This is a genomic window from Streptomyces sp. NPDC023157 (genome assembly GCF_055560575.1).
In genome coordinates, this window is sequence record NZ_JBVHIL010000001.1 from 426,534 (window position 1) to 445,648 (window position 19,115).

Consider the following 19,115-nt stretch of genomic DNA (forward strand, 5'->3'; position numbering starts at 1 on the left):
CTGTCCTGCCAGACAAGGCCTCTTTTTCTCCACCCCCACCTGTCCGGAAGGCGGCGATCATGACCGATCCCGTAGGCAAGATTCCGAGCGAGCTCGACCAGCTCCCGGACCGTGACACCGAGGAGACCGCCGAGTGGGCGGCCTCCCTGGACGCCGTCACCAAGGCCGCCGGCCCCCACCGGGCCGCCTACCTGATGCGCCGCACGCTCCAGCACGCCGAGGGCGCGGGCCTGGCCCTGCCCAAGCTGCTGGAGACGGACTACGTCAACACCATCCCCACCTCCGCCGAGCCCTCGGTCACCGAGTTCGGCGGCGACGAGGAGATGGAGCGGAAGATCACCGCGTGGAACCGCTGGAACGCGGCCGCGATGGTCACCCGCGGCTCCAAGCACGGCGTCGGCGGCCACATCGCCACCTTCGCCTCCGCGGCCTGGCTCTACGAGACCGGCTTCAACCACTTCTTCAAGGGCAAGGAGTCGGGCGCCGCCGAGGGCTCCGGCGACCAGCTCTACATCCAGGGCCACGCCTCCCCCGGCATCTACGCCCGCGCCTTCCTCGACGGGCGGCTGAACGAGGGCCACCTCGACCGCTTCCGCCAGGAGTCCGGCGGCAACGGCCTGCCCTCCTACCCGCACCCGCGCCGGCTGCCGTGGCTGTGGGAGTTCCCCACCGTCTCCATGGGTCTCGGCCCGCTCTCCGCGATCTACCAGGCGCGCTTCAACCGCTACCTGACCAACCGCTCCATCAAGGACGTCTCCGCCTCGCACGTGTGGGCGTTCCTCGGTGACGGCGAGATGGACGAGCCGGAGTCGACCGCCGCCCTGGCGCTCGCCGCCCGCGAGGGTCTGGACAACCTGACCTTCGTCATCAACTGCAACCTGCAGCGCCTCGACGGCCCGGTCCGCGCCAACTTCAAGATCGTGCAGGAGCTGGAGGCCCAGTTCCGCGGCGCCGGCTGGAACGTGGTCAAGTCCCTGTGGGGCAACGCCTGGGACGAGCTGTTCGCGCTCGACACCACCGGCGCCCTGGTCCGCCGCCTGCGCCAGGTACCGGACGCGCAGGTCCAGACGTACCAGACCCGCGACGCCGCCTACATCCGCCAGGACTTCTTCGGCGCAGACCCGGCCCTCGTCGAGATGGCGAAGCTGCTCTCGGACGACAAGATCCTCGAGTGCTTCCACCTCTCCCGCGGTGGCCACGAGCCGCGCAAGGTGTACGCCGCGTACAAGGCCGCCCTGGAGTTCAAGGGCGCGCCGACGGTCATCCTCGCGCAGACCGTCAAGGGCTTCACCCTGGGTGAGGGCTTCGCGTCGAAGAACGCGAACCACCAGATGAAGAAGCTCACGAGCGACGAGTTCAAGAACATGCGTGACCTCCTCGAGCTGCCGATCTCGGACGCGCAGTTCGTCGACGGCCAGGTGCCCTACGGCCACCCGGGCGCCGACTCCCCCGAGGTCCGTTACCTCCAGGAGCGCCGCGCGGCCCTCGGCGGCCCCGCCCCGGCCCGCCGGACGCACCCGCTCGCGCCGCTGCCGGCCCCGGCCGAGAAGACCTTCGCCGCCTTCGACAAGGGCTCCGGCTCGCAGTCCATCGCCACCACGATGGCCTTCGTCCGCCTGGTCAAGGACCTGGTCCGCGACAAGGAGACCGGCAAGCGCTGGGTCCCGATCGTCCCGGACGAGGCCCGCACCTTCGGCATGGAGTCGCTGTTCCCCTCGCTCGGCATCTACTCGCCGAAGGGCCAGACGTACGAGCCGGTCGACCGCGACCAGCTGATGTACTACAAGGAGGCCGTCAACGGCCAGATCCTGAACGAGGGCATCACCGAGGCCGGCTCGATGGCCGACTTCATCGCCGCTTCGACGTCGTACGCGACGCACGGCGAGGCGATGATCCCGTTCTACATCTTCTACTCGATGTTCGGCTGGCAGCGGACCGCCGACCAGATGTGGCAGCTCGGCGACCAGCTCGGCCGCGGCTTCCTCGTCGGCGCCACCGCCGGCCGCACCACGCTGACCGGTGAGGGCCTCCAGCACGCCGACGGGCACTCCCCGGTGATCGCGGCCACCAACCCGGCGGCGCTCACCTACGACCCGGCGTTCGCCTACGAGGTCGCGGCCATCGTCAAGGAGGGCCTGCGCCGCATGTACGGCGAGGCGGCCGAGGGCGAGGACCAGAACGTCTTCTACTACCTCACCGTCTACAACGAGCCGATGCCGCAGCCGGCCAAGCCGTCCGGCGTCGACGAGGGCATCATCAAGGGCCTGTACCGCTTCAACACGGCCGAGTCGGCCGGCCTGGAGCTCCCGGCGAACGCCTCGCGCATCCAGCTGCTCTCCTCCGGCACGGCCATCCACTGGGCCCTGGAGGCGCAGAAGCTGCTCGCCGCCGAGTGGGGCGTGGCCGCCGACGTGTGGTCCGCCACCTCGTGGACCGAGCTGCGCCGCGACGCGCTGGAGGCCGACGCGGCCCTGCTGCGCGGCGAGGAGCGGGTGCCGTACGTCCGCCAGGCCCTGGAGGGCGTGGACTCCCCGGTCCTCGCCGTCTCGGACTACATGCGCCAGGTCCCGGACCAGATCGCGCAGTGGGTCGAGCAGGACTGGTCCTCGCTGGGCGCCGACGGCTTCGGCCTGTCGGACACCCGCGACGCCGCCCGCCGCCACTTCGGTGTCGACGCCCAGTCGATCGTGGTCGCCGCGCTCGCCCAGCTCGCCCGTCGCGGCGAGGTCGAGGCGGCCTCGGTGAAGGAGGCGCGGGAGCGCTACGGCCTGTAGGGGCCCCTTGATCCACCCGAGGCGGGCGGCACGCATGATGGACTCATGCGTGCCGCCCGCCTCATCAAGTTGGTGCTCCTGCTCCAGTCCCGGCCGTCCATGACGGCCGCCGAACTCGCCGCCGAGCTGGAGGTGTCGGAGCGCACCATCACCCGTGACGCCCTCGCCCTCTCGGAGGCGGGGGTGCCGGTCTACGCGGACCGGGGCCGGGCGGGCGGCTACCGGCTCGTCGGCGGCTACCGGACCCGGCTGACCGGGCTCGCGCGCGGCGAGGCGGAGGCGCTGTTCCTGTCGGGGCTGCCGGAGGCGCTGCGGGACCTGGGGCTCGCCGACGCGGCCTCGGCGGCCCGGCTGAAGGTGTCGGCGGCGCTGACGCCCTCGCTGCGGGACGCGCCGGAGGCGGTGGGCCGCCGCTTCCACCTGGACGCGCCCGCCTGGTACCAGGAGCCGGAGACGCCGGAGCTGCTCGCGCCGGTCGCGGACGCGGTCTGGGACGACCGGCCGGTGCGGGCCCGCTACCTGCGGGGCGACGGTGAGGTGGAGCGCGAGCTCCAGCCGTACGGTCTCGTCCTGAAGGCGGGCGTCTGGTACCTGTGCGCCCGGGCCGGCGGCTCGTTCCGCACCTACCGGGTGGACCGGTTCACCGAGGTGGTAGTGGCCGACGGGGAGCGCTTCGAGCGGGATCCGGGCTTCGATCTGGCGGCGTTCTGGAGCGAGCGGTCCGCCGAGTTCGCCCGCTCGCTGCTGCGCGCGGAGGTGGTGCTGCGGCTGACTCCGGCGGGGGCGCGGCGGCTGCCGTACGTGACGGACCGGGCGGCGGCCGAGGAGGCTCTGGCGGGCGCCACCCAGGGCGCGGCGGACGGCCGGGTCACGGTGACGCTGCCCGTGGAGAACGAGGAGGTCGCCTTCGGGCAGCTGCTCGGGCTCGGCCCGGAGGCGGAGGTGCTGTCCCCCGCCTCCCTGCGCGAGCGGTTCGCGCAGGCCGCCCACGCGCTCGCCGGGATCTACCGGTAGTCCTCCACCTTGGTGTCCGGGTCGGTCTCCTTGGCCATGATGAACCCCCAGGAGTCGGGCCGGGAGCCGTCGGCGTCGGTGAAGCCGTACTCCCGGGCGAGCCGCCCGCTGTCGAGGGACCGTCCGTTCCAGCGCGCCCGGTCCGGGTCGGCGGCGAGGGCGGCGACGGCGCGGCCGACGTAGACCGGGGACTCGGAGACGCCGAAGTCGGGGAGGTCCCGGGTCGCGTCGCGCCAGTTGTCCTCGGTGACGCCGAAGTGGCCGAGCATCTGCTCGGACCTGAGCCAGCCGGGGCTGACGCAGACGGCCGTGCCGCCGTACTCCTTCAGCTCCTCGCCGAGGCCGAAGGCCATCCGGAGGGGGGCGTTCTTGGCGAGGTCGTAGAAGAGGTTCTCGCGGTAGCGGGTGCCGTTGTACGCGGAGGTGCCGTCGGTGACCTCGACGACGAGGCCGCCAGGGTGCCGGATCAGCAGCGGCAGCGCGGTGTGGGAGGTGATGGCGTGCGTCTTCACGCCGAGTTCGAGCATGCGCAGCCCGTCGGCGAGCTCGTACTCCCAGGTCTTCTTCCCGAAGGCGAGGAGGTGCTCGCCGCCCCAGACGTCGTTGACGAGCACGTCGAGTCGGCCCCGCTCGCGGTCGATCCGCTCGATCAGGGCGCGCACCCGGTCGGGGTCGAGGTGGTCGGTGGGGACGGCGATGCCCTCGCCGCCGGCGGCGGTGACGAGTTCGGCCGTCTCCTCGATGGTCTCGGTGGTGCGGCCGACCTCGCTGGCCCGGTCGCGGGTGGTCCGTCCGGTGACGTAGACGGTGGCTCCGGCGGCGCCGAGCTGGACGGCGATGGCGCGTCCGGCGCCTCGGGTGGCGCCCGCGACGAGGGTGATCCGGCCGGACAGGGGCTTCGGTTCGGTGGTCATGGGCCGAGCCTGGCAGGAAAATACGACATCTTCCGTCCGGATTGTTTTCGGCCGGTTCCGGGTGCGTCGCCCCGCGCCACCCACGATGCTTGTCCCGTGATGGACGAGACGGAGTTCTGGGAGATCATCGACTCCACCCGGGAGGGCGCCGACGGCGACCCGGAGGAGCATGCCGAGCTGCTCGTCGAACGGCTGACGCAGCAGGACCCCGATGCCGTCCTCGACTTCGCCCGCCACTTCGAGGCCCGCTTCAACCGCGCGTACACCTGGGAGCTGTGGGGCGCGGCGGCGGTGCTGTTCGACGGGGCGGGGGACGACGCCTTCGACTTCTTCCGCTGCTGGCTGATCGGCCAGGGCCGGGAGGTCTTCGAGGGGGCGGTGCACGATCCGGACGCGCTGGCGGAGCTGCTCGACACCTTCGACGAGGAGATCGACGGGGACGGCGAGGAGCTGGGATTCGCGGCCGACGAGGCGTACGAGCGTCTGACCGGCGTGGAGGCGCCGGACCTGGGGATCCCGCCGCAGGCCGCGGAGCCGGCGGGCACCCCGCTCGACCTGGCGGACGACGAGGTGCTCGCGGCCCGCTTCCCACGGCTGTGGGCCCGGTTCGGTCCTGGATGACGGGGGGGGACACCCGGACCGAACCGGACCGGTCCCTCAGCCCCCGAGCCGCAGCCGGGGGTTCTCCTGGCCGAGGATCATGTCGGTCCTCGGCGGGAGGGCGGGGAAGAGCTGTTCGGGCTGCGGGATCGCCCCGTACTTCCCCTCGGCGACCAGGTCGAAGACCCTCCCACGGACTTCGTCCGGGAGGTGCCCCCAGGCGTGCCCATGGCCATGACCCCGGCGTTGTCGACCAGCAGGTCGACCACGCCGAACCTACGCCGCGTCGGCGAGCGCCTCGACGGAGGCCGGGTCGGCGACGTCGGTGACGACGGCCGTGCGCCCGGCGAAGGTGTCGGCGGCGGACGTCAGAAGTGCGTTCCGCCGTCGATGCGGACCTCGGTGCCGGTGATGAAGCGGCCGTCCTCGGAGGCGAGCATCGCGACGACGCCGGCGACGGTCTCGGGGCCGGCGAAGCCCTGGCCGAGGGCGGGGGCCAGCTTCGCGAAGAGCGACCAGTCGGTGTCCTCGGGCAGGCCGGGGCCCGCGGACTGCTTGCTGGCGCCGCTGCCGTCGGTCATGCCGGAGGAGATGGAGCCGGGCTGCACGGCGGTGAAACGGATGCCCCGCTTGGCGTACTCGGCGGCGAGGGCGTGGGTCATCGACTGGATGCCGCCCTTGCTGGCCGCGTAGGCCGCCATGTAGGGGTGCGCGAACATCGCCGAGGTGGAGGAGAAGTTGACGACGGCGGAGCCCTCGCCCTCCAGCAGCGCGGGAACGGCCTCGCGGATCATCAGGAAGGTGCCGGTCAGGTTGACCCGGAGCACCTGCTCGAAGGCGTCGAGGCTGGTCTCGTGGGTGTGCGAGGAGCGCAGGATGCCGGCCGCGTTGACCAGGACGTCCAGGCCGCCGAGGGCCGCGACGGCGGCGGCGACGCCCTCGCGCACCGAGGTCTCGTCGCCGATGTTCACCACGAGGGTGGTGAGGCGGTCGGCGTCGTCGCCGGCCTTGGCGACGGTGTCCTTGAGGCCGTCCTCGCTGATGTCCGCGGCGACGACGGTGCCGCCCTCCGCGAGCATGCGCAGGACGGTGGCCTGGCCGATGCCGGAGCCGCCGCCGGTGACCAGGGCGCGGCGTCCTACGTAGCGGGTGAGCTGCTTCATGACGGCAACCTCTCGATGTCGAGCTATCCGGGGGATGTGTGCCACGGTACGCCTAAGTGGCACGTTTTGCCATAGGTGCATGGTGTGCACGCATGGCAGTCGCGGGCGTACGCTGGGTGGCGTGAGCGACAAGAACCCGGCCGGCGACACCGCATCCGCCAGGACCCCCTCCCTGACCGAGCGCCGCAAGGCGGCCACCCAGCAGGACATCGCCCGCGCCGCCGCCGAGCTGTTCACCGAACGCGGCCCGGACGACACCACCGCCGAGGACATCGCCCAGCGGGCCGGGGTCGCGCTGCGCACCTTCTACCGCTACTTCCGCTCCAAGCAGGACGCCGTCGCCCCGCTCCTCGCGGGCGGCGCCGACCGCTGGCGGGCCGAACTCGCCACGACCGCTCCCGGCACCGCGCTGCCCTCCGCCCTGGAGCGGTCCATCGCCGCGTCGCTCGCCGCGCGGGGCGAGGAGGCGGAGGAGGGCCTGCGCTGGACCCGCGGGCTGCTGCGCGCGGCGGAGAGCGACCCGGCGCTGCGGGCCGTCTGGTACCGCGTCAACCAGGAGTCCGAGGACCGCCTGCGCGGCGTCCTCGCCACCCTCGCGGGCCCGTCCGCCGACCCCCTGGAGCTGCGCCTCGCCGCCGCGGCGGCGACGGACGCGATCCGGATCGCCCTGGAGACCTGGGCCGAGACGGACGCCCCCCTCCACGGCGAGGACGCCCCGGCCGCCCTGGCGGTGCGGTGCCTGCGGGAGTTGATGGGCGGGATGCGGGTGCTGGGGGCGGACGGGGGGTGAGGGGGCGCGGGCGGCCCGGCGCCTGACGCGGCTCGGCGTCTGACGCGGCTCGGCGTCTGACGCGGCTCGCAGGCCGTACGGCGCGGCTCGGCGCAGCCCAGCCCGGCCCAGCCCGGCCCAGCCCGGCCCGGCCCGGCCCAGCCCAGCCGGCCCAGCTCAGCTCAGCCCGGCCCAGCTCAGCCCGGCCCAGCCCGGCCCAGCTCAGCCCGGCCCGGCTCAGTCGAGTGCGCGCCCCATGCAGATGTCGTCCACGTACGTCCCCTCCAGCAGGAACTCCCCCGGCAGGACGCCCTCCACGGCGAAGCCCTCCGCCTCGTAGAGCGCGCGGGCCGGGGTGTTGTGGCCGAGGACCCGCAGGGTGATGCGGGTGGCGCCCTGCCGGCGGGCGAGGTCCATCGCGGCGCGCACCAGCGCGCGGGCCACGCCCTTGCCTCGGGCGGCCTCGCCGACGACGAGGCCCTGGATCTGGCGCACATGGGCGTTGCTGGGGAGCGGGATGGCCCGGACCAGACGGACGAAGCCGACGACGCCCGCGTCCGGCAGCTCCGCGACCAGGTAGTGCTCGGGCAGGTGCCGCTCGTCGTAGAACGGCTCGCCGCCCTCCGGGGCGGGCAGGACCGCGTGCAGCGGCGACCAGCTGACGCGGTCGAGCTCGGCGAGCACGGGCTCGTCCGCGAACCGGGCCGCGCGTATCCGAATCTCCGGGACGATCATGCGAGCCACTGTGCCACGGAGCGGCCGGGAAGGGCAGGATGAACGCATGCAGCGCTCCTCCCGCCCCGCCGCCCCCCGCAAGCGTGTCGCCGTCACCGGCGCCACCGGACTGATCGGCTCCGCCCTCGTGCGCTCCCTGCGCGCCGACGGCCACGAGGTGCTGCGTCTGGTCCGGCGTCCGGCCGCCGCGCCCGACGAGGTGGAGTGGGACCCGGCCCGGCTGTACGTGGACACCGCCGCGCTCGTCGGCGTCGACGCGGTCGTGCACCTGGCGGGCGCGGGCGTCGGCGAGCGGCGCTGGAGCGAGGCGTACAAGAAGGAGATCCGCGACAGCCGGGTGCTCGGCACGCGGGCGATCGCCGAGGCGCTCGCCTCGCTGGCCGAACCGCCCGAGGTGCTGGTCTGCGGCACGGCGCTCGGCTACTACGGCGACACGGGCTCCCGCGCGGTGGACGAGAGCGCGCCGGCCGGCGAGGGCTTCCTGCCGTCGGTGTGCGTGGAGTGGGAGGCGGCGGCGGCTCCCGCCGAGGCGGCCGGCATCCGGGTGGCGTACGCCCGTACCGGCCTGGTCGTGGCGCGCGAGGGCGGGGCGTGGGGGCGACTGTTCCCGCTGTTCCGGGCCGGGCTCGGGGGGCGGATGGGCGACGGGAGCCAGTACTGGAGCTTCATCGCGCTGCACGACGAGGTCGCCGCGCTGCGGCACCTGGTGGACACCCCGGCGGTGTCGGGCCCGGTGAACCTGACCGCGCCCGAGCCGGTCACCAACCGCGAGGTGACCGCGGCGATGGGCCGTGTGCTGCACCGGCCCGCCTTCTGCCATGTGCCGGCCGCCGCGCTGCGGGTGGCGCTCGGGGAGTTCGCGCAGGACGTGCTGGGCAGTCAGCGGGTGCTGCCGGGGCGTCTGCTGGAGACGGGCTTCGACTTCGCGTTCCCGACGATCGACGAGTCGGTCCGCGCGGCGGCCCGCTGACGATCCGCCATCCGCCCACGGGCCCCGGGCGCCCCGGCGGCCCCACCACCTCGCACCTTCCCCGGCCTTTCCCCTCCCGTGCGCTCCCCCGTGCTGCGTGCACCCCGTCGCGCGCGGCTTCGCCGCGTGGGAGCGCTGCCTACTCTTCTGCGAACTCGGGCATTCCGGGGGCACGTTGGGGGCATATGCCTCCCACCGAACGCGCCGACCTGGGGAGGGGCACGTGCTCAACAACTCGGACGTCGTCGTCGTAGGAGCCGGGATCGCGGGTCTCGCGGCGGCCCGGCTGCTGACCGAGGCCGGTCTCTCGGTCACGGTCCTGGAGGCCGCACCACGGATCGGCGGCCGGATGACGACCGACACCGTAGACGGCTTCCGGCTCGACCGGCTCGGGCCGCTGCTCACCACACCACAGCTGGAGGGGGTCCCGCTGCGCGCCTTCGCCCCGGGGGTCGTCGTGCACAGCGACGGCCGGTTCGGGCGATGGGGGGCGCCGCACACGCCGTGGAGTTCGCGGGGCGCGGGGCCCTCCGGCGCGGGGGGAGCACGCGGAAGGGCGCGCGCCCTCGCGAGCGCCCCGCGCAATCCGGCCACCTCGCTCGACCAGGCGCGCCTCGGCGCCTCCCTGGTCCGGCTGGCCACGACGCCCGCCCAGCGCCTGCTCGGGCGCACGGAGCGGACCGCCCGGGAGGCGTTGACGGCCCGGCTGCCCGCCCGCACCGTCCAGGGGGTGTTGCGCCCGCTGGTCTCCGCGCTGCTCGGCGACCCGGACCTGACGACCTCCAGCCGCCGCGCGGACCTCGCGCTGCGGTCCTTCGCGCGGGGTCGGCCGAGCGTGCCGGCGGGCGGTTCGGACGCCCTGCCGGAGCGGCTCGCGGCGGCGCTGCCGCCGGGGACGGTCCGTACCGGCGTGAAGGTCACCGAGGTGTCGATCGCGCGGGTCACGACGGCCGAGCACGGGGTGTTCACCTGTCGCTCGGTGATCCTGGCGACGGGCGGCCGGACGGCGGCGGAGCTGCTGCCGGGGCTGTGCGTGCCGGAGTACCACGCGGCGACGGTGCTGCACCACACGGCGCCGGTGGCGCCCACCGCGAACCCGGTGCTGCTCCTGGAGTCCGACGCGGGCGGCCCGGTGTCCCACACCGCGGTGATGAGCGCGGTCGACCCGGGCCGGGCGCCGGCCGGGCGGACGCTGATCACCTCGACGGTGCTCGGCACGGCGCCGGACGACACCGAGCGGCGGGTCCGCAAGCACCTGGCGACGCTGTACGGCACCTCGACGGACGAGTGGGAGCTGCTGGCGCTGCACCACACCCCGTACGCCTTCCCGGCGATGCGGCCGCCCTTCGACCCGGAGCGGCCGGTACGGCTGCTGTCCGGCCTCTACGTGTGCGGCGACCACCGGGCCACCGGCACCCCGGTGGGCGCCCTCACCTCGGCCCGCCGCGCGGCGATCACGCTGCTGACGGACCTGGGGCTGTGCCCGGCGGGGGCGGCCGCGGAGGCGGAGGCGGCGTAGCCGGGGCGGGAGGCCGCTCAGCCGAGCGCCGCCACCCGGTCGCGGTAGGTCCGGACCGCCGGGGCGTCGCGGTAGGGCTCCAGGCGCCGTTCGAAGTCGCGGACGTACTCGACCGCGCGGGCCGAGCGCATCTCGGAGGCCTGCTGGGCGGCCTCGGCGCCCAGCGCGCAGGCCTGGTCGAGTTCGCCGAGCGCGAGGCGGGCGGAGGCGAGGACGACGCGGCAGAACAGGCGGCTGCGGGCGTAGCCGGGGGCGCGGAGCTGGAGGGCGCGTTCGGCGTGCTGGGCGGCGGCCCGGTACTGCTGGAGGTCGCGGTGGCAGTGCCCGAACTCGTCCGCGAGCTGGGCCTCGTCGAAGGGCCTGGCCCAGTAGGGCACCTCGTCGCCGGGCCGGGCGGCCTCCAGGGCGCGCTCGGCGCGGGCGAGGGAGGCGCCGCAGGCCCGGGAGTCGCCGAGGACGCCGTGGCCTCGGGCCTCGACGGAGTGCAGCAGCGCCTGGACGACGGGCGGGGCGGCGGCGCCGACGCCCTGCTGGGCGACCCGGGCGAGCTGGACGGCCTCGCGGCCGTGCCCGAGGTAGACGGCCTGGTGGCTCATGGTGATCAGGACGTACGAGCCGTACGCCCGGTCCCCGGCCGCCTGCGCGAGCCGCAGCGCCTGGACGAAGTACCGCTGGGCGAGGCCGTGCGCGGCGATGTCGTACGAGGTCCAGCCGGCCAGCCGGGTGAGGTCGGCCGCCGCGCCGAAGAGCCGGCGGCCGGTGCTCTCCCCGTACGTGCCGCGCAGCATCGGTTCGGCCTCGTGCTCCAGGTAGCGGACGAGGGCCTGACGGGCGTGGCCGCCGCCGTAGGCGTGGTCGAGGGTGCGGAAGAGCTCGCCGACGGAGCGCAGGGCGGCGATGTCGCCGCCGGAGACCCGCTGGCCGGGGCCGCGGTCGGTGCCGCGCTGGCGGGGCACCGAGTAGCGGCCCTGGAGGGGCACGCGCGGGTCCGCCGGGGTGCCCGCGGTTCCGCCGGGCTCGCCGCGGGCCACCCGTTCGTCGGCCCGTCCGATCAGCCAGTCGCGGCTGGGCACGACGAGCCCGGCGGGGGTGAAGGCGATCTTCCGCAGTTCGGCGTGACTGCCGGAGTCCTTGCGCCAGAGGCCGCTGACGATGTCGACGGCCTCCTCGGGCGTGGCCGCGAACTCGAGTCCGGCGTAGACCGGGGCGCAGGCGTCGAGCCCCAGGTCCTGGGCGGAGAGCCGGCGTCCGAGGCGTCGGGTGAAGACCTCGGCGATGAGCGCGGGGGTCGTGCCGCGCGGCTGCTGCCCGCGCAGCCAGCGGGTGACCGAGGTCTTGTCGTACCGCAGGTCGAGCCCGTGCTCCAGGCCGAGCTGGTCCACCCGTCTGGCGAGGCCCGCGTTGGAGAAACCGGCTTCTGCGATGAGCGCGGCGAGCTGGCGGTTCGGGATGCGCTGCGGGGGTCGTTCCGTCATCAGCTGTGCGGTCTCCTGCCTTCCGGGCCCGGGTGGCAGCCCGCCCGTACGGACCCTCATGGCCCTCATGGAACGGCGTGAATTTAGCGGCAGTGACCGCCCTGACTGCCACCTTCGCCCCACATTCATCCGATCGTGTGAGGAACATGGAGTGGTCTTTACGGCCACCCCCGAGGCCGAGGGCGTCCCAGCAGCGCGCACGGACCCCCACGCACCTGCCGGACGGCTGTTCGGCGCTCCGCCGTACAGTGGCATGGGCGCGTATGACGCATGGTGCCGAGCCGGCTCCCGCCCCGGGACGATCCCCGGAACCCGGCCCTCGGCATCCAGGAGGAGGCATGGCCGTGAGTGAGCTGCGATTCGTCCGTCTGGGCTTCGGCGAGGACGCCGTCGACTACCAGGTGGCGTGGGACAAGCAGCGCGAGGTGCACGCCGCCCGGTTCGCGGACGAGGTCGACGACACCTGTCTGCTGCTGGAGCACCCGCCCGTCTACACCGCCGGCCGGCGCACCGCGGAGAGCGAGCGCCCCCTGGACGGGACGCCGGTCGTGGACGTGGACCGCGGCGGCAAGATCACCTGGCACGGCCCCGGCCAGCTGGTCGGCTACCCGATCATGAAGCTGCCCCGCCCCGTCGACGTGGTCGCCCACGTCCGGCGCCTGGAGGAGGCCCTGATCCGCACGGCGGCCGACTTCGGCCTGGAGACCACCCGGATCGAGGGCCGCAGCGGGGTCTGGGTCCTCGGCGACCCGATCGAGCAGCGCCCCTCGCTGGGCGGGCTCTCGCTGGACTTCGACCCGCGCCTGACCGACGACGAGTTCGACCCCCGGCTGAACGGCCCGGAGTACGCCCCCTCCAACGCGGGCCAGCGGCGCGAGGACCGGAAGCTGGCGGCCATCGGCATCCGGGTCGCCAAGGGCGTCACGATGCACGGCTTCGCGCTCAACGTGAACCCGGACAACACCTGGTTCGACCGGATCATCCCGTGCGGCATCCGCGACGCCGGCGTGGCCTCGCTCGCCAACGAGCTGGGCCGGGCCATCACCATCGAGGAGGTGCTCCCGGTCGTCGAGGGGCACCTGCGGGAGGTCCTGGAGAACGCGGACCTCAGGCCGCGGCCCGTCGAGCACGGGACGCCGGCCGGGGGCGCGCGCGAGACGGAGCGGGCCTCGGCCTGACGGCCGCCCGGCGGCGGCCCCCCGGCCGCCTGACGGCCACCGAGGAATGCCGAGCCATGGCCACGGGTTGGCCAGAGCGTCAAGGCATGGGAAGCAACGGGCGTACCCTGGTGTGCGCCGAAGAATCGAAGCTACAGGAGCCGATGTGTCCGCAGTCGCACCCGACGGACGCAAGATGCTGCGCCTGGAGGTCCGGAACGCCCAGACCCCCATCGAGCGCAAGCCCGAGTGGATCAAGACCCGCGCGAAGATGGGACCGGAGTACAACAAGCTCCAGGGCCTGGTGAAGAGCGAGGGCCTGCACACGGTCTGCCAGGAGGCGGGCTGTCCCAACATCTTCGAATGCTGGGAGGACCGCGAGGCCACCTTCCTCATCGGCGGCGACCAGTGCACCCGCCGCTGCGACTTCTGCCAGATCGACACCGGCAAGCCGGAGGCGCTCGACCGTGACGAGCCGCGCCGCGTCGGCGAGTCGGTCGTCACGATGGACCTGAACTACGCCACCATCACCGGCGTCGCCCGCGACGACCTGGAGGACGGCGGCGCCTGGCTGTACGCGGAGACCGTGCGCCAGATCCACCAGCAGACCGAGGGACGCGCCGAGGGCCGCACCAAGGTCGAGCTGCTCGCCCCCGACTTCAACGCGGTGCCGGAGCTCCTGGAGGAGGTCTTCGCCTCCCGCCCCGAGGTCTTCGCGCACAACGTCGAGACCGTGCCGCGCATCTTCAAGCGGATCCGCCCCGGCTTCCGCTACGAGCGGTCGCTGGAGGTCATCACCAAGGCGCGTGACTACGGTCTGGTCACGAAGTCGAACCTGATCCTCGGCATGGGCGAGACCCGCGAGGAGGTCAGCGAGGCCCTCCAGCACCTGCACGACGCGGGCTGCGAGCTGATCACCATCACGCAGTACCTGCGCCCCTCCGTCCGGCACCACCCGGTGGAGCGCTGGGTGAAGCCGCAGGAGTTCGTGGAGCTGAAGGAGGAGGCCGACGAGATCGGCTTCTCCGGTGTGATGTCGGGCCCGCTGGTCCGCTCCTCGTACCGGGCCGGCCGCCTCTACCAGCAGGCGATCGAGAAGCGCGCGGGCACGGTCGACGCCTCTCAGGCCGTCTGACCAGCCGTTCTCCCCGATGCGGCCGTCCGAGGGACGGCCGCATCGGTGTATCCGCGCCGGGCCTCAGCCCGCCGGACGGGCCGTCGGCACCGTCAGAGCTTCATCAGTGTTTGACCGCGGGGTCACGCCCTGGTAACACCGTTCTGTGAGGATGTACTCACTCACCGCCACCGAGTGTTCACGGAGGCCCCCAGCCATGCAGGCCGCGCAGATCCGCGCCACGGCGCTCCCGTCCGTCACCGACGCCCTCCGGGCCGTCGAGTCCGTCCTGCTCTCCCGCGGGCACCGCAGGGCCCGCCGCAACGCCTGGGCCTCCGTCCTGGAGGACCGCCGCCGCGCCAAGGACCGGGTCGAGGCCCAGCACGTCCTGGAGGCGGTGTCGGGCCCCGCCTCCCGGGCCACGTAAACTTCAGGACATGGCGAGGAGTGCAAACACGGGCGGCGCTGACGCCGCGAACCCCGGGCGACTGAAGCAGATCGCCCTCACGTACAAGATGACCCGGAAGGCCGATCCCAAGGTCGGGCTCGTCGTCGCGGGCGTGGGCATCGTCGTACTCGGTGTCTTCCTCGCGATCGGCTTCCTGATCGGCCACCCGCTCTACCTGGGCATCCTCGGCTTCGTGCTGGCGTTCCTGGCGATGGCCATCATCTTCGGCCGGCGCGCCGAGAAGGCGGCCTTCGGTCAGATGGAGGGCCAGCCGGGCGCGGCCGCGGCGGTGCTGCAGAACATCGGGCGCGGCTGGACGGTCACCCCGGCGGTGGCGATGAACCGCAACCAGGACGTCGTGCACCGGGCGGTCGGCCGTCAGGGCGTCGTGCTGGTCGGCGAGGGCAACCCGAACCGGCTGAAGACGCTGCTCGCGGCCGAGAAGAAGAAGGTCGCCCGCATCGTCGTGGACGTGCCGGTGACCGACATCATCGTCGGCAACGACGAGGACCAGGGCCAGGTGCCGCTGAAGAAGGTCCGCACCAAGATGCTGAAGCTGCCCCGGCTGCTCTCCGGCCCCCAGGTGACGGCCACCAACGACCGGCTGCGGGCGATGGGCGACCTCATGAGCAACATGCCGCTGCCGAAGGGCCCGATGCCCAAGGGCATGCGGATGCCGCGCGGCGGAAAGATGCGCTGAGCGTACGGAGACGTACGGAGACGTACGTCGTCGTACGGAAACGGGAAGCGCCCCGGACCTGATCGGTTGATCGGTCCGGGGCGCTTCCCGTTTCGCCGTCCGGGCCGTCGCGTGGCCCGGCCGTCGGATTCCCCTGCCGTCAGATCCGGACCTGGACGGCGCCGGAGAAGCGGTCGTGCAGGCCGCGCCCGTCGCGGTCCCAGATGAGGGCCGGGATGGCGAGGCAGACCAGGGCGCTGCGCAGGGCCACGCGGACGATGCCGAGGCGGCCGCCGTGCACCGAGACCACCCGGAGGCCGAAGAGGCGCTTGCCGGGGGTGGAGCCGACGGTGCCGACCGTGAGCACGCTCAGGACCAGCAGGAGCAGCAGCGCCCAGTTGCCGGTGGCCTGGCCGTAGCCGTGGGTGATCAGGCCGTATGCGATCAGCATGCAGAGGGCCCAGTCGACGGCGAGGGCGCCGAGCCGGCGGCCGGGGCGGGCGATCGAGCCGGGCCCGTCCTCGGGAAGACCGAGCTGCTGCCCCCGGTAGCCGAAGTCCACGCCCGCTTCTTCGGCCGCGGCGCGGGGTCCGGAGAGCCATGATCCGAGTGCTTGCCTGTTGTCCACCCGACCACGGTACTGTGCCCGTTTTTGATCACTTCGGCCTGGGTCGGCGGGACGCCCCGGACGGGCGGGCGCACACCCGCCCCGGTTAACTTCGACGAAACAAATGGGTCATGCTTGAGAAATCCCGTCTGCCTATGGTCGGGTCCTGCGTGTGCCACCGCACTGGCCGCACGACCGAGCTGCAAGCCCGCCCCTCCCCGGGCCGGGAGTAGGAGGAGTTGGATGTCCGAGAAGCACGGGTTCCAGAACGCCGACGAGGTCAAGAAGTTCATCCAGGACAACGACGTCAAGATGGTCGACGTCCGCTTCTGTGACCTTCCGGGCGTGATGCAGCACTTCACGATCCCGGCGACGGCCTTCGACCCGTCGGAGGAGCTCGCGTTCGACGGTTCGTCGATCCGCGGCTTCCAGGCCATCCACGAGTCGGACATGTCCCTGCGCGCCGACCTGTCGACGGCCCGGGTGGACCCCTTCCGCCGCGACAAGACGCTGAACATCAACTTCTTCATCCACGACCCGATCACGGGCGAGCAGTACAGCCGCGACCCGCGCAACATCGCGAAGAAGGCGGAGGCGTACCTGGCCTCCACCGGCATCGCCGACACCGCGTACTTCGGCCCCGAGGCCGAGTTCTACGTGTTCGACTCGGTCCGCTTCGAGACCTCGGCGAACCAGGGCTTCTACCACATCGACTCCGAGGCCGGCGCCTGGAACACCGGTGCGGAGGAGAACAACCGCGGCTACAAGGTCCGCTACAAGGGCGGCTACTTCCCGGCCCCGCCGGTCGACCACTTCGCCGACCTGCGTTCGGAGATCTCCCTGGAGCTGGAGAACGTCGGCCTCCAGGTCGAGCGCCAGCACCACGAGGTCGGCACCGCCGGCCAGGCCGAGATCAACTACAAGTTCAACACGCTGCTCGCCGCGGCCGACGACCTGATGCTCTTCAAGTACATCGTGAAGAACGTCGCCTGGCGCAACGGCAAGACCGCGACCTTCATGCCGAAGCCGATCTTCGGCGACAACGGCTCGGGCATGCACGTCCACCAGTCGCTGTGGACCGCCGGCCAGCCGCTCTTCTACGACGAGGCCGGCTACGCGGGCCTGTCGGACACCGCCCGCTACTACATCGGCGGCATCCTCAAGCACGCCCCGTCGCTGCTCGCCTTCACCAACCCGACGGTGAACTCGTACCACCGTCTGGTCCCGGGCTTCGAGGCCCCGGTCAACATGGTGTACTCGCAGCGCAACCGCTCCGCCGCCATGCGCATCCCGATCACGGGCTCGAACCCGAAGGCCAAGCGCGTCGAGTTCCGCGCGCCGGACCCGTCCTCGAACCCGTACCTCGCCTTCTCCGCCCTGCTCCTCGCGGGCCTCGACGGCATCAAGAACAAGATCGAGCCCATGGAGCCGATCGACAAGGACCTGTACGAGCTGGCTCCCGAGGAGCACGCGAACGTCCCGCAGGTCCCGACCAACCTCGAGGCCGTCCTCACCGCCCTGGAGGAGGACAACGAGTACCTCCAGGCCGGCGGCGTCTTCACGTCCGACCTGATCGAGACGTGGATCGACTACAAGCGCACCAACGAGATCGCCCCGATCCAGCTGCGCCCGCACCCGCACGAGTTCGAGCTGTACTTCGACCTCTAAAGGGCGCTCGATCCGCGTCTGAACCGCGGATCCACGAGACGAGCGGGCCCCGTCCGGCATCACGCCGGAGGGGGCCCGCTCGTCTCCGTCCCGTCTCAGTCCATGGTGCGGCAGCGACGGCGCCATTCATGGACCAGGACCACGACGGCACCGATCACGACCAGCCCCGCGGCGGCCGCCGCGAAGAACCCCAGGAGGCCGGAGCCGCCGGTGGAGGCGAGTTCCGAGCCCCCGGTGCCGCCCGAGGGCGCGCCGCCCGGCGTGGGGCCGTCGGTCGCGGTGCCGCCCTGCCCCGGGCCTCCCGAGGCGCCGCCAGGTGCGGCGGAGGCGCTCGCGGTCCCCGAGGGGGTCGGAGAGGCGGACTCGCTCGGAGGAGGCGGGCTCGCCGAGCCGGTGGGGTCGCTCGGCTCGGCGGTCGGCGCAGGACCGGTGGCCTCGATCCAGCTCGCCTTCGCCCGCGCGGTGACGGGGATCCGGTCCCCGCTCACCAGGGCCATGGACTGGCTGCCGCTGCCGTCCCCGCTGACCAGCTTGTGGCCCGGCCGGACCGGGACGGAAGCCTCCGCCGAGACCGTCGCCCCGCCCGCCTTCGCGCCGGCCGGGGCCTTCACGAACAGCGCGTCGCCGTCCTTGGCGGGCCGGGTCAGCCTGCCCTCGGCGTCCGAGAGCACATGCCCCTCCCGGTCGGTCAGCACCACACCGGCCGCGACGGACTCCGCGTCGAGGGAGACGGTGACCTGGTCACCGGTGGAGCCGACTTCGATCGGACCGAGCGGGGACCCGGCGGTCCCGGTCACCGTGCCAGGAGTGAGGGTGAGGGACGGGGCCGGTTCCTCGGCGTCGGTGGCGTGTGCCGAGAGGTAGTCGGCGAGTACGGCTCCCTCCGGATTCCACGGGACCGCCTTGACGTGGTTGGTGATGCGCCAGATGGCGGCCTGGGTCGCGCCGGCCGCCGCGCCCTTGGACACCTTCCTGCCGACCAGCTTGCCGAGCGCGTCCTCGGAGACGGCGGGATACCCGTGCCGCAGGATCCAGTCGACCTTCCCCGCGTCCGGCTTGCCCTTCAGGGTCGGCACCTCGGACCGGTCGGCCTCCCGGTAGGACGAGCCGGAGTTCAGGTCCACGAGGGCGTCGAGACAGTACACGTACAGGGTGCCGCCCTCGCTGGTCCTCACCTCGATCAGACCGCCGGCCTCCCCGTCTTCCTTGCCCTCCGGCTCATGGATGCGGCCGATGTAGTCGAAGTCGAGGAGGGCGCTCGACTTGACGACAAGCCTCCCGTCACCGCCGGCGTCCGCCGCCACCGCGGTCGTCGCGGCCCCCGCCACGCCGCTCACCAGCATCCCGCCCGCGAGTACGCCGACCGCCCTGCGGACCACGCGTTTCCGCCTCACCAATGCTCTGCTCTTCTCTTGTGTGCGCCAGCTCGGACCCTGACCACGCTAGGAGCGGCCGGAGCGGCTCGACCCCGGAAACGGAGGTCACTCCCTGCGGACCGCGGCTGCAGCT

General features: G+C 73.0%; 17 protein-coding genes. 11 read left to right on the top strand and 6 right to left on the bottom strand.

From position 1 onward, the window contains the following. Positions 1-59: 59 nt before the first annotated feature. On the top strand, positions 60-2,774 hold the full coding sequence (gene aceE, locus ACZ3ZE_RS01990) for a pyruvate dehydrogenase (acetyl-transferring), homodimeric type (RefSeq protein WP_361163898.1): 2,715 nt from the start codon (positions 60-62) through the stop codon (positions 2,772-2,774). 45 nt (positions 2,775-2,819) lie between these two features. Further along, positions 2,820-3,788, top strand: a complete 969-nt coding sequence (locus tag ACZ3ZE_RS01995; RefSeq protein WP_361163896.1) for a helix-turn-helix transcriptional regulator — start codon at positions 2,820-2,822, stop codon at positions 3,786-3,788. On the opposite strand, the gene ACZ3ZE_RS02000 is transcribed toward ACZ3ZE_RS01995, so the two are convergent. Further along, on the bottom strand, positions 3,779-4,702 hold the full coding sequence (locus ACZ3ZE_RS02000; protein WP_363292653.1) for an SDR family oxidoreductase: 924 nt from the start codon (positions 4,700-4,702) through the stop codon (positions 3,779-3,781). The two genes, ACZ3ZE_RS01995 and ACZ3ZE_RS02000, sit on opposite strands and share 10 nt — an antisense overlap. 99 nt (positions 4,703-4,801) lie before the next feature. Between ACZ3ZE_RS02000 and ACZ3ZE_RS02005 the strand changes: the two genes are divergently transcribed. After that, the gene (locus tag ACZ3ZE_RS02005; RefSeq protein ID WP_361164726.1) at positions 4,802-5,323 is read left to right on the top strand and encodes a DUF4240 domain-containing protein; all 522 of its coding nucleotides are present in this window, start codon (positions 4,802-4,804) and stop codon (positions 5,321-5,323) included. 347 nt (positions 5,324-5,670) lie between these two features. Here the strand turns inward: ACZ3ZE_RS02005 and ACZ3ZE_RS02010 are convergent, their stop codons facing one another. Then, the gene (locus ACZ3ZE_RS02010; protein WP_467257010.1) at positions 5,671-6,465 is read right to left on the bottom strand and encodes an SDR family NAD(P)-dependent oxidoreductase; all 795 of its coding nucleotides are present in this window, start codon (positions 6,463-6,465) and stop codon (positions 5,671-5,673) included. 121 nt (positions 6,466-6,586) lie between these two features. On the opposite strand from ACZ3ZE_RS02010, the gene ACZ3ZE_RS02015 reads away from it, so the two are divergent. Beyond that, entirely contained in the window at positions 6,587-7,255 is a 669-nt protein-coding gene (locus ACZ3ZE_RS02015) for a TetR/AcrR family transcriptional regulator (protein ID WP_361163890.1), read from the top strand. A gap of 216 nt (positions 7,256-7,471) precedes the next feature. Here ACZ3ZE_RS02015 and ACZ3ZE_RS02020 read toward each other — a convergent pair whose 3' ends face one another. Next, positions 7,472-7,969 carry a GNAT family N-acetyltransferase gene (locus ACZ3ZE_RS02020; RefSeq protein WP_361163888.1) on the bottom strand — a complete coding sequence of 166 codons (498 nt, stop codon included), beginning with the start codon at positions 7,967-7,969 and terminating at the stop codon, positions 7,472-7,474. Positions 7,970-8,015: 46 nt separating this feature from the next. Between ACZ3ZE_RS02020 and ACZ3ZE_RS02025 the strand changes: the two genes are divergently transcribed. Further along, complete coding sequence (locus tag ACZ3ZE_RS02025; protein WP_361623554.1) at positions 8,016-8,939, top strand: TIGR01777 family oxidoreductase; 924 nt, start codon at positions 8,016-8,018, stop codon at positions 8,937-8,939. A 223-nt stretch (positions 8,940-9,162) separates the two neighbouring features. Continuing rightward, positions 9,163-10,458, top strand: a complete 1,296-nt coding sequence (locus ACZ3ZE_RS02030; protein WP_467257012.1) for an NAD(P)/FAD-dependent oxidoreductase — start codon at positions 9,163-9,165, stop codon at positions 10,456-10,458. A 17-nt stretch (positions 10,459-10,475) separates the two neighbouring features. Here ACZ3ZE_RS02030 and ACZ3ZE_RS02035 read toward each other — a convergent pair whose 3' ends face one another. Beyond that, a complete protein-coding gene (locus ACZ3ZE_RS02035; protein ID WP_361163882.1) occupies positions 10,476-11,933 on the bottom strand; it encodes a regulator in 1,458 nt (485 codons plus the stop codon). 344 nt (positions 11,934-12,277) lie between these two features. Between ACZ3ZE_RS02035 and lipB the strand changes: the two genes are divergently transcribed. The 4 genes from lipB to ACZ3ZE_RS02055 all read left to right on the top strand — a co-directional run bounded on the left by lipB (position 12,278) and on the right by ACZ3ZE_RS02055 (position 15,352). Then, positions 12,278-13,111: a lipoyl(octanoyl) transferase LipB gene (gene lipB, locus ACZ3ZE_RS02040; protein ID WP_363292657.1), complete on the top strand. Its 834-nt coding sequence runs from the start codon at positions 12,278-12,280 to the stop codon at positions 13,109-13,111. Between the two features lie 145 nt (positions 13,112-13,256). Further along, complete coding sequence (gene lipA / locus ACZ3ZE_RS02045; RefSeq protein ID WP_361163878.1) at positions 13,257-14,225, top strand: lipoyl synthase; 969 nt, start codon at positions 13,257-13,259, stop codon at positions 14,223-14,225. Positions 14,226-14,421: 196 nt separating this feature from the next. Further along, the gene (locus tag ACZ3ZE_RS02050) at positions 14,422-14,631 is read left to right on the top strand and encodes an SCO2195 family GlnR-regulated protein (protein WP_361163876.1); all 210 of its coding nucleotides are present in this window, start codon (positions 14,422-14,424) and stop codon (positions 14,629-14,631) included. A 10-nt stretch (positions 14,632-14,641) separates the two neighbouring features. Next, a complete protein-coding gene (locus tag ACZ3ZE_RS02055; protein WP_361163874.1) occupies positions 14,642-15,352 on the top strand; it encodes a DUF4191 domain-containing protein in 711 nt (236 codons plus the stop codon). 139 nt (positions 15,353-15,491) lie between these two features. Here ACZ3ZE_RS02055 and ACZ3ZE_RS02060 read toward each other — a convergent pair whose 3' ends face one another. Continuing rightward, positions 15,492-15,959 (bottom strand): RDD family protein, encoded by a 468-nt coding sequence (locus ACZ3ZE_RS02060; RefSeq protein ID WP_361163872.1) that lies wholly within the window; start codon positions 15,957-15,959, stop codon positions 15,492-15,494. A gap of 222 nt (positions 15,960-16,181) precedes the next feature. On the opposite strand from ACZ3ZE_RS02060, the gene glnA reads away from it, so the two are divergent. Then, positions 16,182-17,606: a type I glutamate--ammonia ligase gene (gene glnA, locus ACZ3ZE_RS02065; protein WP_361163870.1), complete on the top strand. Its 1,425-nt coding sequence runs from the start codon at positions 16,182-16,184 to the stop codon at positions 17,604-17,606. A 95-nt stretch (positions 17,607-17,701) separates the two neighbouring features. Here glnA and ACZ3ZE_RS02070 read toward each other — a convergent pair whose 3' ends face one another. Then, on the bottom strand, positions 17,702-18,985 hold the full coding sequence (locus ACZ3ZE_RS02070) for a thioester domain-containing protein (RefSeq protein ID WP_467257014.1): 1,284 nt from the start codon (positions 18,983-18,985) through the stop codon (positions 17,702-17,704). Positions 18,986-19,115: the final 130 nt, after the last annotated feature.